9 protein-coding genes and 1 tRNA gene are annotated in these 13340 nt (G+C 68.3%); 8 read left to right on the top strand and 2 right to left on the bottom strand.

The window, feature by feature from the left end:
• The first annotated feature begins 81 nt into the window (after positions 1 to 81).
• The 5 genes from LJE69_RS03370 to LJE69_RS03350 all read left to right on the top strand — a co-directional run bounded on the left by LJE69_RS03370 (position 82) and on the right by LJE69_RS03350 (position 6330).
• Positions 82 to 1575 carry a SpoVR family protein gene (locus tag LJE69_RS03370; protein ID WP_296921489.1) on the top strand — a complete coding sequence of 498 codons (1494 nt, stop codon included), beginning with the start codon at positions 82 to 84 and terminating at the stop codon, positions 1573 to 1575.
• A 201-nt stretch (positions 1576 to 1776) separates the two neighbouring features.
• Complete coding sequence (locus LJE69_RS03365; protein WP_296921487.1) at positions 1777 to 4398, top strand: L,D-transpeptidase family protein; 2622 nt, start codon at positions 1777 to 1779, stop codon at positions 4396 to 4398.
• Positions 4399 to 4609: 211 nt separating this feature from the next.
• Complete coding sequence (locus LJE69_RS03360) at positions 4610 to 4846, top strand: hypothetical protein (RefSeq protein ID WP_296921485.1); 237 nt, start codon at positions 4610 to 4612, stop codon at positions 4844 to 4846.
• Positions 4847 to 5080: 234 nt separating this feature from the next.
• Positions 5081 to 6016 carry a bile acid:sodium symporter family protein gene (locus LJE69_RS03355; RefSeq protein WP_296921483.1) on the top strand — a complete coding sequence of 312 codons (936 nt, stop codon included), beginning with the start codon at positions 5081 to 5083 and terminating at the stop codon, positions 6014 to 6016.
• Positions 6017 to 6156: 140 nt separating this feature from the next.
• Positions 6157 to 6330: a hypothetical protein gene (locus LJE69_RS03350; RefSeq protein WP_296921482.1), complete on the top strand. Its 174-nt coding sequence runs from the start codon at positions 6157 to 6159 to the stop codon at positions 6328 to 6330.
• Between the two features lie 132 nt (positions 6331 to 6462).
• Here the strand turns inward: LJE69_RS03350 and LJE69_RS03345 are convergent.
• Positions 6463 to 6549: transfer RNA gene (locus LJE69_RS03345), tRNA-Leu, on the bottom strand.
• A gap of 124 nt (positions 6550 to 6673) precedes the next feature.
• Here LJE69_RS03345 and rnr point away from each other — a divergent pair.
• The gene (rnr, locus tag LJE69_RS03340; RefSeq protein WP_296921480.1) at positions 6674 to 8944 is read left to right on the top strand and encodes a ribonuclease R; all 2271 of its coding nucleotides are present in this window, start codon (positions 6674 to 6676) and stop codon (positions 8942 to 8944) included.
• A 48-nt stretch (positions 8945 to 8992) separates the two neighbouring features.
• Complete coding sequence (gene rlmB / locus LJE69_RS03335) at positions 8993 to 9760, top strand: 23S rRNA (guanosine(2251)-2'-O)-methyltransferase RlmB (protein WP_296921478.1); 768 nt, start codon at positions 8993 to 8995, stop codon at positions 9758 to 9760.
• Positions 9761 to 10118: 358 nt separating this feature from the next.
• Here rlmB and LJE69_RS03330 read toward each other — a convergent pair whose 3' ends face one another.
• Positions 10119 to 10979: an alpha/beta hydrolase gene (locus tag LJE69_RS03330; protein WP_296921476.1), complete on the bottom strand. Its 861-nt coding sequence runs from the start codon at positions 10977 to 10979 to the stop codon at positions 10119 to 10121.
• A gap of 142 nt (positions 10980 to 11121) precedes the next feature.
• Here LJE69_RS03330 and recJ point away from each other — a divergent pair, with 142 nt between their 5' ends.
• Positions 11122 to 12879 carry a single-stranded-DNA-specific exonuclease RecJ gene (gene recJ / locus LJE69_RS03325; protein ID WP_296921474.1) on the top strand — a complete coding sequence of 586 codons (1758 nt, stop codon included), beginning with the start codon at positions 11122 to 11124 and terminating at the stop codon, positions 12877 to 12879.
• Positions 12880 to 13340 lie beyond the last annotated feature (461 nt).

Here is a 13340-nt window from a genome sequence, read left to right as displayed (position 1 = left end):
CACTTTGCACTCCTGCACTAACGCATGCGATCGATTGACACGCTCAGCCCCGAAGCGCCAACGGCACAGCGAATCCAGACCATGCCCGACAATCTAATCTCCGACTCCTCCGAATGGAGCTTCCCGCTGCTGAAACGCTTCGACAAGGAGATCTCGCGCATCGCCCAGGACGAGTTCGGGCTCGACACTTATGCCAATCAGATTGAGGTGATCTCCTCGGAGCAGATGATCGACGCCTATTCCAGTGTCGGGCTGCCCATCAACTATCACCACTGGTCCTTCGGCAAGCAGTTCGTCTCAACCGAGCAAACATACCGGCGTGGCCAGATGGGGCTCGCCTACGAGATCGTCATCAACTCGGAGCCCTGCATCGCCTATCTCATGGAGGAGAACACGCTGCCGATGCAGGCGCTGGTGATTGCTCACGCCTGTTACGGCCACAACAGCTTCTTCAAGGGCAATTATCTCTTCCGCACCTGGACCAGTGCCGACGCCATCATCGACTACCTGGTGTTCGCGCGGAACTACATCGCCGAGTGCGAGGAGCGCTACGGCCAGGATGAGGTCGAACTGCTGCTCGACTCCTGCCACGCGCTGATGAACTACGGCGTCGACCGCTACAAGCGCCCGTCGCCGCTGTCCATGGCAGAGGAGAAGAAGCGCCAGGCGGAGCGCGAGGCGTACCTCCAGTCCCAGGTCAACGATCTTTGGCGCACCCTGCCGGTGGAGCAGGTGAAAGGCGGCAGCGCGCGGCGTGAGCCGCGTTTCCCGGAGGAGCCCCAGGAAAATCTGCTCTACTTCATCGAGAAGAACGCCCCGCTGCTGGAGCCCTGGCAGCGCGAGGTGGTGCGCATCGTTCGCAAGATCGGCCAATACTTCTATCCGCAGCGCCAGACCCAGGTCATGAACGAGGGCTGGGCGACCTTCTGGCACTATACGCTGTTGAACCGGCTCTACGACGAGGGCTATGTCAACGACGGCTTCATGATGGAGATACTGCAATCGCATACCAACGTCGTCTACCAGCCTGATTTCGATTCGCCCTATTACTCCGGCATCAACCCCTACGCGCTCGGTTTCGCGATGATGCGCGACATCCGGCGCATCTGCGAGCAACCCACTGACGAGGACCGCTATTGGTTCCCGGACATCGCCGGTGGCGACTGGATCAAGGTGCTGGACTTTGCGATGCGCAACTTCAAGGACGAGAGCTTCATCGCCCAATACCTGTCGCCGAAGCTGATGCGCGACTTCCACCTCTTCCAGGTGCGCGACGACGACCGCGAAGATACCCTGGAAATCACCGCCATCCACGAGGAGGCGGGCTACCGGCAACTGCGCCAGTCGCTGGCCGACCAATACAACCTCGGCAACCGCGAGCCGAACATCCAGGTCTATGGCGTCGATCTGCGGGGCGACCGCTCCATGACCCTGCGTCATTTTCGCCACAATCGCCGGCCGCTCGGGGACACGGTGGACGAGATGCTGTTGCACATTCGTCGCCTATGGGGCTTCGATGTGCGCCTCGAATCCGTGGACGAAGAGGGTCGCGTCCAACTGGTGGGCGAGGCCTGATAAAGCCCCGTTCAGCGGCGCTGCGCCCTCCGTCGCGCGTGCGTTCAGAACGTCCCGCCGATCGGTGTTCCACCCATAGATGCGCTGTCGGTCCGGCACCGGCTGCGATCTGCGTCCGGCTCGGGTATAGTGACGCTATCTCTTTGTTGTCACGCGGGTTCGGTTTGGGGTTTGTCCGCGCCCGGCACCGAGGTCTCGGATATGTCTCTAGCTGCCTGCCCCGATCCGCATCTGCCGCGCCCCGGGTTTGCCGCATTGCGCATCCAGGAATCCGCCAAGGCATTGTTGCGTGCACGTGTCGCCCGCTGGACGCTGGCGCTGATGCTGCTCGCGATGCTCGGAAGTGCCGCGGCCGACCTGCGCACCACACTGTCGCCATTCGTTGGCCCCTTCGCACCGCGAGCCGAGCCCGATGTCGATCCACCGGCCATCGGCGCTGGGGAGCATGAGCAGGCCCTATATTCGCCCCGGCTGCTCGCGGAGTTCTATGCCGAGCGCGGCTTTGCGCCCGCTTGGGACTCTGGCCGCGCACAGGCTATGCTGGCGCTGGCCCGCGAGAGCCGTGCAGACGGCTTCCTGCCCGCGGATTTCCGCGCCGATGCCATCCAGGCCGTCATCGAAAGCGACGAGCTGCGCAGCAGCGATCCCGCGCGGCGCGACGCCGCGGAGCTGTTGCTGAGCGATGCGCTGCTGCGCTACGTGCATCACTTCCGTTTCGGCAAGCTCAACCCCGAGCACGTCAATCGCGGCTCTACGTTCGTTAAGCCCGCGGACGCCGCGTTGCTGAAGGCCGACATGGCCAAGGCCGTGGCCGCATCCGATATGCAGGCCGAGCTGCGGGCCAGGATGCCGCATCCGGATTTCTATCAGAACCTGAAGAAGGGCTACCAGCGCTACCTCGCCATCGCCGACCGTGGCGGCTGGAAGGACATTCCGGGTGGCCGGAACCTCATGGTCGGTGCCAACGACTCGCGGGTGCCGCTGATTCGGGAGCATCTGGAGGTCACCGCGGGCTACGCCCCCGGCACCGTTGCCGAGCCCGAGCGCTACGACGAAGACCTTGCCGAGGCCATCAAGGGCTTTCAACGCCGCTCCGGCCTCGGTGCCGACGGCGTCGTCGGCCCCAATACCCTGCGGGCGCTGAACCAGCCGTTGGACAAGCGCCTGCTCGCCATCCGCGCCAACCTCGAGCGCATGCGCTGGCTCTACAACGATCTGCCGCCGGACTACCTGTTCGTGGATTTGGCTGCGTTCGAGCTCTACCTGATCCGCAACAACGAGGAAGTCTGGCGCACCAAGGGCATCATCGGCACCGTCGAGAACCAGACGCCCATGTTCCGCGACGAGATGGAGCATGTCGTCTTCAACCCCACCTGGACCGTTCCGCGCTCCATCGAAAAGAAATTCAAGGGGGTGCCGGCGGGCTACAGCCGCGTGCGCAGCGGCGGGCAATATTACCTGGTGCAGCAGCCCGGTCCGCGCAATGCCCTGGGGCGGGTCAAGTTCCTGTTCCCGAACGGACATGCCATCTACCTGCACGATACGCCGTCGCGTTATTTGTTCAGCCGCGCGCGGCGCGCCTACAGCCACGGCTGCATACGCGTTTATCAACCGCTGACGCTGGCGCAGTACGTGCTCAACGAGCCGGCCTGGAGCCAGGCCGAGATCAACCGCGTCGTGCGGCGCGGCAGCACGCGCTGGGTAAGTCTGGATGAGCGCCTGCCGGTGCTGCTGTACTACCTGACGGCCAAGGCGGACGACCAGGGGCGTGTCGGCTTCCGGCGCGACATCTACAATCGCGATCGCCGCCTTCTCGCCGCCCTGGATGAGCCGGTGGATGGCGCCGAGCGCATCGCCTTCGCTCAACCCGAGCCGGAACCGGAGCCCGCAGCGGCTCCCGGTCAAGGTCCGGCCGTGGCGGGCACTGCCGCCGCTGCCGGGGCCGGCTCGGATAGCGACGACGCAGCGTCCGCTACCGGGGAGACTGCCGTTACTGAAGCCGGCGTCCGAGATGCCCCGGCTGACATGGAAGCGGCCGTACCGCCCGCGAGCGTCGGTGGAGCCGCGGCCGACGCTGCGACCCAAGAGACCACCGGGGGCATCGCGGCAGCGGTGTCCGACGATCCAACCGCCGGGTCCGCGGTGGACGCAGGCGGGCCGGCAGCGAAGACCCCGCGGCCGGCCGCGGTAGCCGACGCGCCCGACCTCGCACAAGGCCATGGGGCTGCCGAGGGCGCCGCCGATGCCGGCGTGGTCCCGCGGCATCCGGCGTCCCTAGACGTTGAGACAGCCGTCGATCAAGCGCCCATGGGCGATGAAGCGCCTGCCAGCACGGCCGCCGTGGACGACCAAGGGAGGGCGGCAGGTGCGTCCGCCACGGTATCACCCGGGGAGACGACCCTGGATGCGCCGACGGTGGACGCGGCCGACGAGGCCGCTAGCAATCCGACGTTCGAGCAACCGACCGGGACCGGGCGCTCGCCTGCTGCGGCTCCGCCACAGGGGAGCCTGCCCGAGTCGGACACCGTCGATATCGGGGTCGATACCGACGATGCCACCGTCAGCGGCGGCGCAGTGCTGCGGTTGGATGCCGAGGGCCATGTCCTCGGGCTTTCCGATCCGGTGGAGCAGGTGCCGGGTCGGCATCGGGCGCACCTCGACCTCTCCATGCCCCCACCGCCGATGCGCAGTTGGGTGATGGCCGGCCGGGCAAGCCACGCCGGCCACGGCGCAGCGGACGGCGTGCCTGCTCGGATGGTTGCCGGCGCACATCAGCGTCGCACAGTCAGCGAGCCGCCGGTCTGGATGCTGCAAGGCGACTGACCGACGCCCGCCGTGGCCGAGCGAGGTCGCGCTAGTCCAACAGTGCGCAAGACCCCAGACCGTCTCAGTTCGTTGTCGTTGTCGCTATCGTGAGCGCGGTCTCAACCGTGCGGAGATACGATCACGACTTCGATCAAGCGGCGGGCTCGCCGAATGAGCCACTGCCGGACGCATGCTGTCTCCGCCCCGAAACCCTGTCGCGGAGAAGGCCATGCCTCCTGTCACCGAGCTCCTGTTGCTTGCCTTTGTTCTGAGCTTCCTCTACGCCGGCCTCGGTCTATTGAGCCTGGGCCTGGAGCGCGGCCCCGCGCTGTTGCTGCGGCGCCCGCGCCGCGTCCGCCCGCAGACCTCGCAGCGGGTGCGCCGTCGTGTACTGCGGCCGCGGCGCCGGCCGGGGGCGGTGGCGGCTCCGCGGGTCCGATCGGGTGGTCGGGCAGCCACCGCCTGAGGCCGCATGGGACCTCCGGCCAAGCGGCGCGGTTCAGGTCGCTCAGTCACCTCGATCAGTGGCGGGTCAGTGGCGGGTTGCTTGTGGTGGCAGACCCGGGCCACCGTCCCGCCGCAGTCTTGACCACTGACCGCACCACGCGCAACGCGGTCGCTGGGGGGATGCGGGTATCCGGCATAGGCGGGGCGCCGCATAATGGCGCGCCCTGTACCGTCTTGATGTCGATCCCGCGCCATGTCCGCCGCCACCGCACTCTTCCCGCTTTGGGCCCTGCTCGGCTCGGCGTTGGCCTATGTACAGCCGCATTGGCTTACGCCGCTGAAGCCCGCCATCGTGCCGCTGCTGGGCCTGGTGATGTTCGGCATGGGCGTTACGCTGACCTGGCGGCAGTTTGCGGCGGTGCTGCGGCGCCCGCAACGTGTTGGGCTCGGCATGGCCCTGCAGTTCGGCATCATGCCGCTCGCGGCGTGGATCATCGCTCAGGGGCTCGGGCTGCCGGCGGAACTGGTTGCCGGCATGGTCCTGGTGGGGGCGAGTCCGGGCGGCACCGCGTCCAACGTGATCTGCTTCCTGGCGCGCGGCGACGTTGCCCTTTCCATCACGCTGACCGCCGCTTCAACCCTGTTGGCGGTGCTGGCCACGCCGCTGCTGACCTGGCTCTACGTCGGCCGGGAGGTGGCGGTGCCGGTCTGGGACATGCTGCTGTCCGTCGCCAAGATCGTGCTGCTGCCGGTGGCGCTCGGCGTTGTGCTCAACACCTGGCTCGGCGCCCGTCTGGCGCCGGTCAAGCACCTGTTTCCGCTGCTGTCCATGGCGGCCATCGTGCTGATCATCGCCATCATCGTTGCGCTGAATGTGAGCAATATCGCCGCTGCCGGCTGGCTCATCGCGCTGGCGGTGGTACTGCACAATGCCGTCGGGCTCGGTGCGGGCTATGGGCTCGGCTGGCTGGCGACGCGCGACCTGCGCGTCGCGCGCACGCTTGGCATCGAGGTGGGCATGCAGAATTCCGGTCTTGCGGTGGCGCTGGCGGTGCAGTACTTCTCCGCCGCTGCGGCCATTCCCGGTGCACTCTTCTCGATCTGGCACAATCTCTCGGGCTCGGCGTTGGCGGCGCTCTGGTCGCGGCAGGCTGGCATGCCCGCGGCAGCGTCGCCCGAAGTGCCGTGATGGCCGCGGTGGGCACCCTGTCGCGGATGACGGGCCGGCTACCATCAATCCCGTATCGATCAGGGGTTTATACCGGCGCCGTTTGCCTCGATGATCATAGTAAGCCGGCGCCGCCGGCATCAACACGAGGCGACCAAACGATGGACTACGGCAATTTCCAGGGCCTTGAGCTCATGCTGTTCGGGGGCTCGGCGATCGCGCTTTGCCTATGGCAGCTGCGGGCCATGCAGCGCCTGCGCCGGCAGCGCGTGCTGGCGACTCCGCGGCAGCGGGTGATGCGCCGGCCACCGCTCGGCCTGCGCGGACGCTACTGACCGCGCGGGTCAGGGGCAGCCCCCAGGGCTGTGCCTCCGCCCAGGGGAGTGTCCCGAAACAGCGCGCAAACAAAAAACGCTGCCGTCGGCAGCGTTTTTTGGATGGAGGCTTTACAGCCTGCCGTGTCTTTGTGGTGCCGAGGAGAGGACTTGAACCTCCACCTGGTTTCCCAGACATGGACCTGAACCATGCGCGTCTACCAATTCCGCCACCTCGGCAAAAGCGGCGGGCAGCCTGATGGCATTGCCATTATCGAACTGCCGAGCCTCCGAATGATAGTGAGACAGGCGCCCCCTGTCAACGCTACACTAGGCGTTTTTTAAGGACAGGGGCAGAGAACACGTGGCACGACGCAAATCGGCCCAGTCGGCGAAGGCCCTCGATCCCCATCGCCAGCGCGAAGCCAAAAAGTACGACAACCCCATCCCGAGTCGCGAGTTCATCCTCGAGACTCTCACCCAGCACGCGGCGCCTATGGCCTTCCAGGAGGTAGCCGACGCGCTGGGCCTGCACGAAGACCAGGACCGGGTGGCCCTCGACCGCCGTCTCGGTGCCATGGTCCGCGACGGCCAGTTGGTTCGCAACCGCCGCGACGCCTACTGTCTGGTGAATAAGCGCGACCTGATCGCCGGGCGCATCATCGCGCACCCGGACGGCTTCGGCTTCGTGAAGCCGGACGAGGGCGGCGACGATCTCTACCTGTATCCGAAGGAGATGCGCGCGGTCTTCCATGGCGACCGGGTGGTGGCGCGGGTGACGGGCCGCGACCGCCGCGGCCGCCTGGAGGGCTCGGTGGTGGAGATCCTGGAGCGCGGCACCCGCAGCGTCGTCGGCCGGCTTTACTCAGACAGCGGCGTGGGCTTCGTCGTGCCGGACAACAAGCGCATGACGCACGAGGTCATCATCCCCAGCGACCGGCTGCTGGAGGCCCAACAGGGGCAGATCGTCGTCGCCGAGATCACCGACCAGCCCACCAAGCGCACGCCGCCCATCGGCCGCATCGTCGAGGTGGTGGGCGACCACATGGGGCCGGGCATGGAGACGGACATCGCCATCCGTGCCCATGACCTGCCGGTGGACTGGCCGGAAGATGTCACCGCCGAGATCGCAGAGCTCACCGAAGAGGTGCCGGAAGACGTCAAGACCGGCCGCGCCGACCTGCGCGAGCTGCCGCTGGTCACCATCGACGGTGCCGATGCGCGCGACTTCGATGACGCCGTGTTCTGCGAGCGCAAGCCCAAGGGCTGGAAGCTCCTGGTCTGCATTGCCGACGTATCGGCCTATGTGACGCCCGCCAGCGCGCTGGATCGGGAGGCAACCAAGCGCGGCAACTCCGTGTACTTTCCGGATCGGGTCATCCCGATGCTGCCGGAGGTGCTCTCCAACGGGCTCTGCTCCATCAATCCGCAGGTGGACCGGCTGTGCATGGCCTGCGAGCTGTATGTGAGCCGCGAGGGCAGGGTGACCCGCTCGCGCTTCTTCGAGGCGGTGATGCGCTCCCACGCCCGGCTCACCTACGACCAGGTGGCGGTCATGCTGGAGGGCGACGACCCGGAGCTGATGGAGCGGCATGCGGCCCTGCTGCCGCATCTGCACGAGCTGCATGCCCTGTTCGAGGCCCTGCACGAGGCCCGCGCCACGCGTGGTGCCATCGACTTCGACACCACCGAGACCAAGTTCATCTTCAACGAGTCGCGGCGCATCGAGCGCATCGAGCCGCTCGTGCGCAACGACGCCCACCGCATCATCGAGGAGTGCATGCTGGCGGCCAACGTGGCCGCGGCGCGGCTCTTCGAGCGCAAGAAGATGCCGGCGCTGTACCGCATCCATGAGACGCCCAACGAGGAAAAGCTCTCCGACCTGCGGGAGTTCCTCGCCGAGCTGGGCCTGAACCTGCCCGGCGGCAACAAGCCCTCGGCGCAGGACTACGCGACCCTGCTGGAGTCCGTGAAGGGCCGCTCGGACGCGCACCTGATCCAGACCGTCCTGCTCAGGTCCATGCAGCAGGCCATGTACAGCTCCGACAATGCTGGGCACTTCGGACTCGCCTACGACGCCTACACCCACTTCACGTCGCCCATCCGCCGCTATCCGGACCTCATCGTCCACCGCATCATCAAGCACATCCTGGCCGGCGGCACCGCCGCGGACCTGGACTACTCCAAGGCCGAGCTGCAGCAGATCGCCGATGTCTGCTCCGGCACCGAGCGCCGGGCCGACGAGGCCACCCGCGACGCCGAGAGCTGGCTCAAGTGCGAGTACATGCGCGACAAGCTCGGCGAGGAGCTCGACGGCACCATCACCAGCGTGCAGGGCTTCGGCATCTTCGTGGAACTGGACGAGATCTACGTGGACGGCCTGGTGCACATCACCGCGCTGGACAACGACTACTACCATTTCGACCCGGTCGGCCACCGCCTCACCGGCGAGCGCACGGGGCAGGTCTACCGCCTCGGCGACCGGTTGCGGGTGCAGGTGGCCGCGGTGAACCTGGACGAGCGCAAGATCGACTTCGTGCTCGCCACGCCCGCCAAGCAGGCGGGCAAGGCGGGCGCGGGCAAGAAGCGCTCGCGCACGTCTGCGCGCCGCAAGCGCAAAGCGGCGGCTTCATAAGCGGCCGCCTGCCGCGGCCAGGACGCCCCGACCGCCGAGACGCAGCCCGTGAGCCCCTCGACTCCCATCGGTGCCAGCCCGACTGTCGGCATCAACAGCGCCCGCAGCGCGCTCAAGTTCGGCGCCGGGCAGGTGGTGGAGCTGTGGCTCGACCGCCGCCGCCGCGACCAGCGCGTCGCGGAGCTCGCGGGGATGGCGCGCAAGGCCGGCGTGCGCTTGCGTCAGCTCGACCGCGAGGTGCTGGACGAGGCGGCCGCTGGTGCCAACCACCAGGGTGTAATTGCCTGGGTGACCGGGCCGGCCGCACGTCCGGTGCAGGATCTGGATGCGCTCCTGGCCGGGCTCGACCATCCGCCGTTGTTGCTGATCCTCGACGGCATCACCGACCCGCACAACCTGGGTGCCTGCCTGCGCAGCGCCGATGCGGCTGGGGCCGACGCCGTCATCGCCCCCAAGGACAAGGCCGCGGGCCTGACGCCGGTGGTGGTCAAGGTGGCCAGCGGTGCGGCGGAGTCCGTGCCCTTCATCCAGGTAACCAACCTCGCCCGCGCGTTGGAGAAGCTCAAGACCGCCGGCGTCTGGCTGGTAGGCACGTCCGACGCCGCCGCGGCCGGTCTCTACGACACCGACCTGCGCGGCCCGCTCGGCCTGGTGCTGGGCGGCGAGGGCAGCGGCCTGCGCCGGCTCACCCGTGAGCACTGCGACCTGCTGGTGAGCCTGCCCATGCGCGGCCGTGTCGAGAGCCTCAACGTCTCCGTCGCCGCCGGGGTGTGCTTGTACGAGGCGCTGCGCCAGCGTGGCTTGGCGGAGGCCTAGTGCGGCGACGTGAAGATTCCACGACCGGTCTTGAGCGGATTCTTGCCCGTGTCGCCCTGGAGGGCGACACTCCGGCCGGGGCTACAGAGGCCGCGGGATCGCAATCGATCCCGATCCCGATCCCGGCACGCGAAAAAGGGGCGCAATTGTGGCCGTTTCGGGCCTTTTCGCGCTTTTTGCGTGTTTCGTAGTTCCTCTTCGGTGGCGCTGCGGGCAGGCGCGTGACTGGCATAACGTTCGCTGCGCTCAGTAATTGCGTTTCGGCGCCAATGCACCAGGCCGATATCGGCAGCGGGGCGCTACGCAGACGCCGATTGTTGGCCGTCCTGGCCAAAATTGGCTCGGAGCTCGAGCCCGTTCAGAAACTGGATGGCTCCTTTCCCCGGGGGGGGCGACTGCGGTCGGCGTACCCGGGCGCGGGCCACGCGGCAGCCGCTCCGTCCAGCAGCGCGCTCACCGCTGCCGAGGCGTCTACGATGACTTGCCGGCGGTGCGAGCGCCTGGCGCCGTCGGGGTCTTGGCAGACCAGCGCGCAGAGTGTGTCCGTCGGTGACTCGAAGTCGCAGTGGCCGGCGCCCGCGATGTGCTGCACCCGCGCCCGGGGGGCGATGGCATAGACGATCCGGCCGTTGCCGCCCGCGTTGCAGTTGGTGGGCTCGCCGGCGAGCGCGAGCAACGGTTTGTGCAGGCCGGCGGCCGCACGCACGCCGAGGCCCTGGGCGTCCACCAGATCCAGGGTGACGACGCCGATGGCCCGCGGATCTCCCCGCGCCGCCAGCAGCGCGGCGAGGCCACCCGCCGAGAAGCCCGCGTAGACCACCCGTTGTGCGCCCAGGTGCCGCGCCAGCGCCTGCATGTCGCTGGCGTTCTGCACGTGCCGTCCGGCCCAGGGCTTCTGGTTGCAGAAGTCGAGCGTCGCCACCTGCACGCCGGTCGTGGCCAGCGTGACGGCGAGATCGCGCAGGCGCCGCTCGGTGCGCAGGAAGCCGGGCGCCAGGATCACCCAGTCGCCGTTGTCCACGGGGCTCGTGGGGCGGTAGGTGCGGTAGGCGAGCGCGCAGCCGGTGGCCGAGGTGAGCTGTCCGGCGGTGATGGCGACACCGAGTGGCGGCGCTGCGCTTGCGCCGTTCGCGTCTGATCGCGGCGTCAAGGCGCTGCAACCGCAGAGCAGCAGCAGGAGTGGGGCGATGCACTTGATCGCTGTGGAAAAGGGGCTCATGCGAAACTCGCCGCTGTCGCGTCTTTTCGTGACACGCATGCCGCGGAAAAGGCCTGATACGCCAGGCCCCCAAGGTGCCTGCTCGCAGGCGCGCGCGCAACTGGCGGGTGCGCGCCGGGGCAGCGCCGGTTAACCTCTGCCGATGCCGTGCCAACCGAGCAAGCCCGCTGCCGAAGCCGCCCCGGTGCGTATCCGTCGCCTCGGGGAGTACGCCACGGCGCCGGCCAATCTGGACGCGCTGCTGTCGCGGTTGTATGCCCACCGAGGCGATGCACGCCCGGCCGTGAGCTTGGGCGAGCTGCTGCCCGCGGCGGAGCTCAGGGGCATCGACGCCGCCGCGGCGCTGCTGGCCGACCAGATCCAGCGCGGTGGCAGGCTCCTGATCGTCGGCGACTACGACGCCGACGGCGCCACCGGCAGTGCCGTGGCCTTGCTCGGCCTGCGGGCCTTGGGTGCGGTCGATGTGGATCACCTGACGCCGAGCCGCTTTCAGCATGGCTATGGGCTGAGTCCGGCGGTGGTGGACGCCGCTGTCGAGCGCCGGCCGAGCCTGATCGTCACCGTGGACAACGGCATCGCCAGCCACGCCGGCGTGGCGCGCGCCACCGAGCTCGGCATCCCGGTGCTGATCACGGACCATCACCTGGCCGGTGCCGAGCTGCCGTCGGCCGCGGCCATCGTCAATCCGAACCAGCCGGGCTGCGGCTTCCCGAGCAAGCATATCGCCGGCTGCGGCGTCGTGTTCTATCTGCTCGCCGCAACCCGCGCCGAGCTGACGCGCCGCGGTTGGTTCGCGGCGCTCGGCGCCGCCGCCGGCCGCCCGCCGCCCAACCTCGCCCAACTGCTTGACCTGGTGGCCCTGGGCACCGTGGCCGATGTCGTGACCCTGGACCGCAACAATCGCATCCTGGTGGAACAGGGGTTGCGGCGCATCCGCGCTGGCGCCTGCCGGCCGGGCCTCAAGGCGCTGCTGGAGGTGGCCGGCTGCCGCGTCGAGGGCGTTACGGCGCGTGACCTGGGCTTCGTCGCCGGGCCCAGGCTCAACGCCGCGGGCAGGCTGGACGACATGGCCGTCGGCGTCGAATGCCTCACCACCGACGACCCGGTGCGGGCGATGCGCCTCGCCCAGCAGTTGCACGGGCTGAACGACGAGCGCCGGGAGATCGAGCGCGACATCCTGGACCAGGCCATCGCGCTGGTGGAGCGCCAGGCCGTCGGGCGCGGCGGGCTCGGCGGCTGGCTCTGCGTCTACGGTGCGCACTGGCACGAGGGCGTCATCGGCATCGTCGCGGCGCGGCTGCGCGAGCGCTGGCACCGGCCCGCCATCGTCTTCGCCGACGGCGGCGACGGTCTGCTGCGGGGCTCGGCGCGCTCCATCGAGGCGCTGCACATTCGCGACGCCATCGATGCGGTGCACAAGCGCCATCCGGAACTCATCGAGCGCTTTGGCGGCCATGCGATGGCCGCGGGCCTGAGCCTGCGCCGCGATGCGCTGGGCGACTTTCGCGACGCCTTCGACGCCGAGATCGAGCGCCAACTCGGCACGGCACCCGCGGTGCGCGAGATCCTCTCCGACGGCGAGCTGCCGCCGTCGCTCCTGACCCTGCACACGGCCGATGCGCTGCGCCGCGCCGGGCCCTGGGGCAAGGGCTTCGCCGAGCCCCTGTTCGACGGCGTCTTCGCCGTCGGCCATTCCAGCATCGCCGCCGAGCGGCACCTGAAGCTCCGGGTCAGCGTGGATGGCGCGGCGCCGCTCCCGGCCATCGGCTTCCACCTCGCCGAGCACCGCGGCAGCCTCGGCGAGCGTGTGCGGCTCGCCTACCGGCTCGACATCAACGATTACCGTGGCCTGCGCTCGCCGCAACTGGTGTTCGAGCACCTGGAGCCGGTGTCGGACTGAGCGCGGCAGCGTCGACCGTCCGTTCCCTCAACACTGCCGCCGACGATATTGGTGAAAACCATAACTCGTATGCGGTCTAACCTTCTATGTGTGCGGTGTTTCACATCTCTTTACAATCACGGCTTCTAGGCTGAATTCGACGCACAGGCGTCCGCCACGCCAATAGCCGCGCGGCGCGGTGTCGACGGCAGGGCAGGCAGTGTATGTCGGCCGTACGACAGAATCGGTGGAGATAGCGCACACGCCAAGGACGGCTCGGGAGAAGAGCTATGCACGTAACGTCGCCTGGCGCCGCCGTCGCGCCCATGCCCAGCCAGCGATCCGCCCGCATGGTGGCGGTGCGCTTCGCCGGCCCGGACCAAACTTACGCGATGCCGTCCGGCGGCACGCTGCGGCAGGCCGCCGAGGCACTGGGGCTCGCCGTCGGCGCGGGCTGCGGGCAGGGTGACTGCTGTGCCGAC

It is taken from the genome of Thiohalocapsa sp., assembly GCF_022340605.1.
Lineage (GTDB): Bacteria > Pseudomonadota > Gammaproteobacteria > Chromatiales > Chromatiaceae > Thiohalocapsa.
The sequence above is the reverse complement of the archived record's forward strand: the minus strand, read 5'-3'. Positions and strand labels throughout refer to the sequence as shown.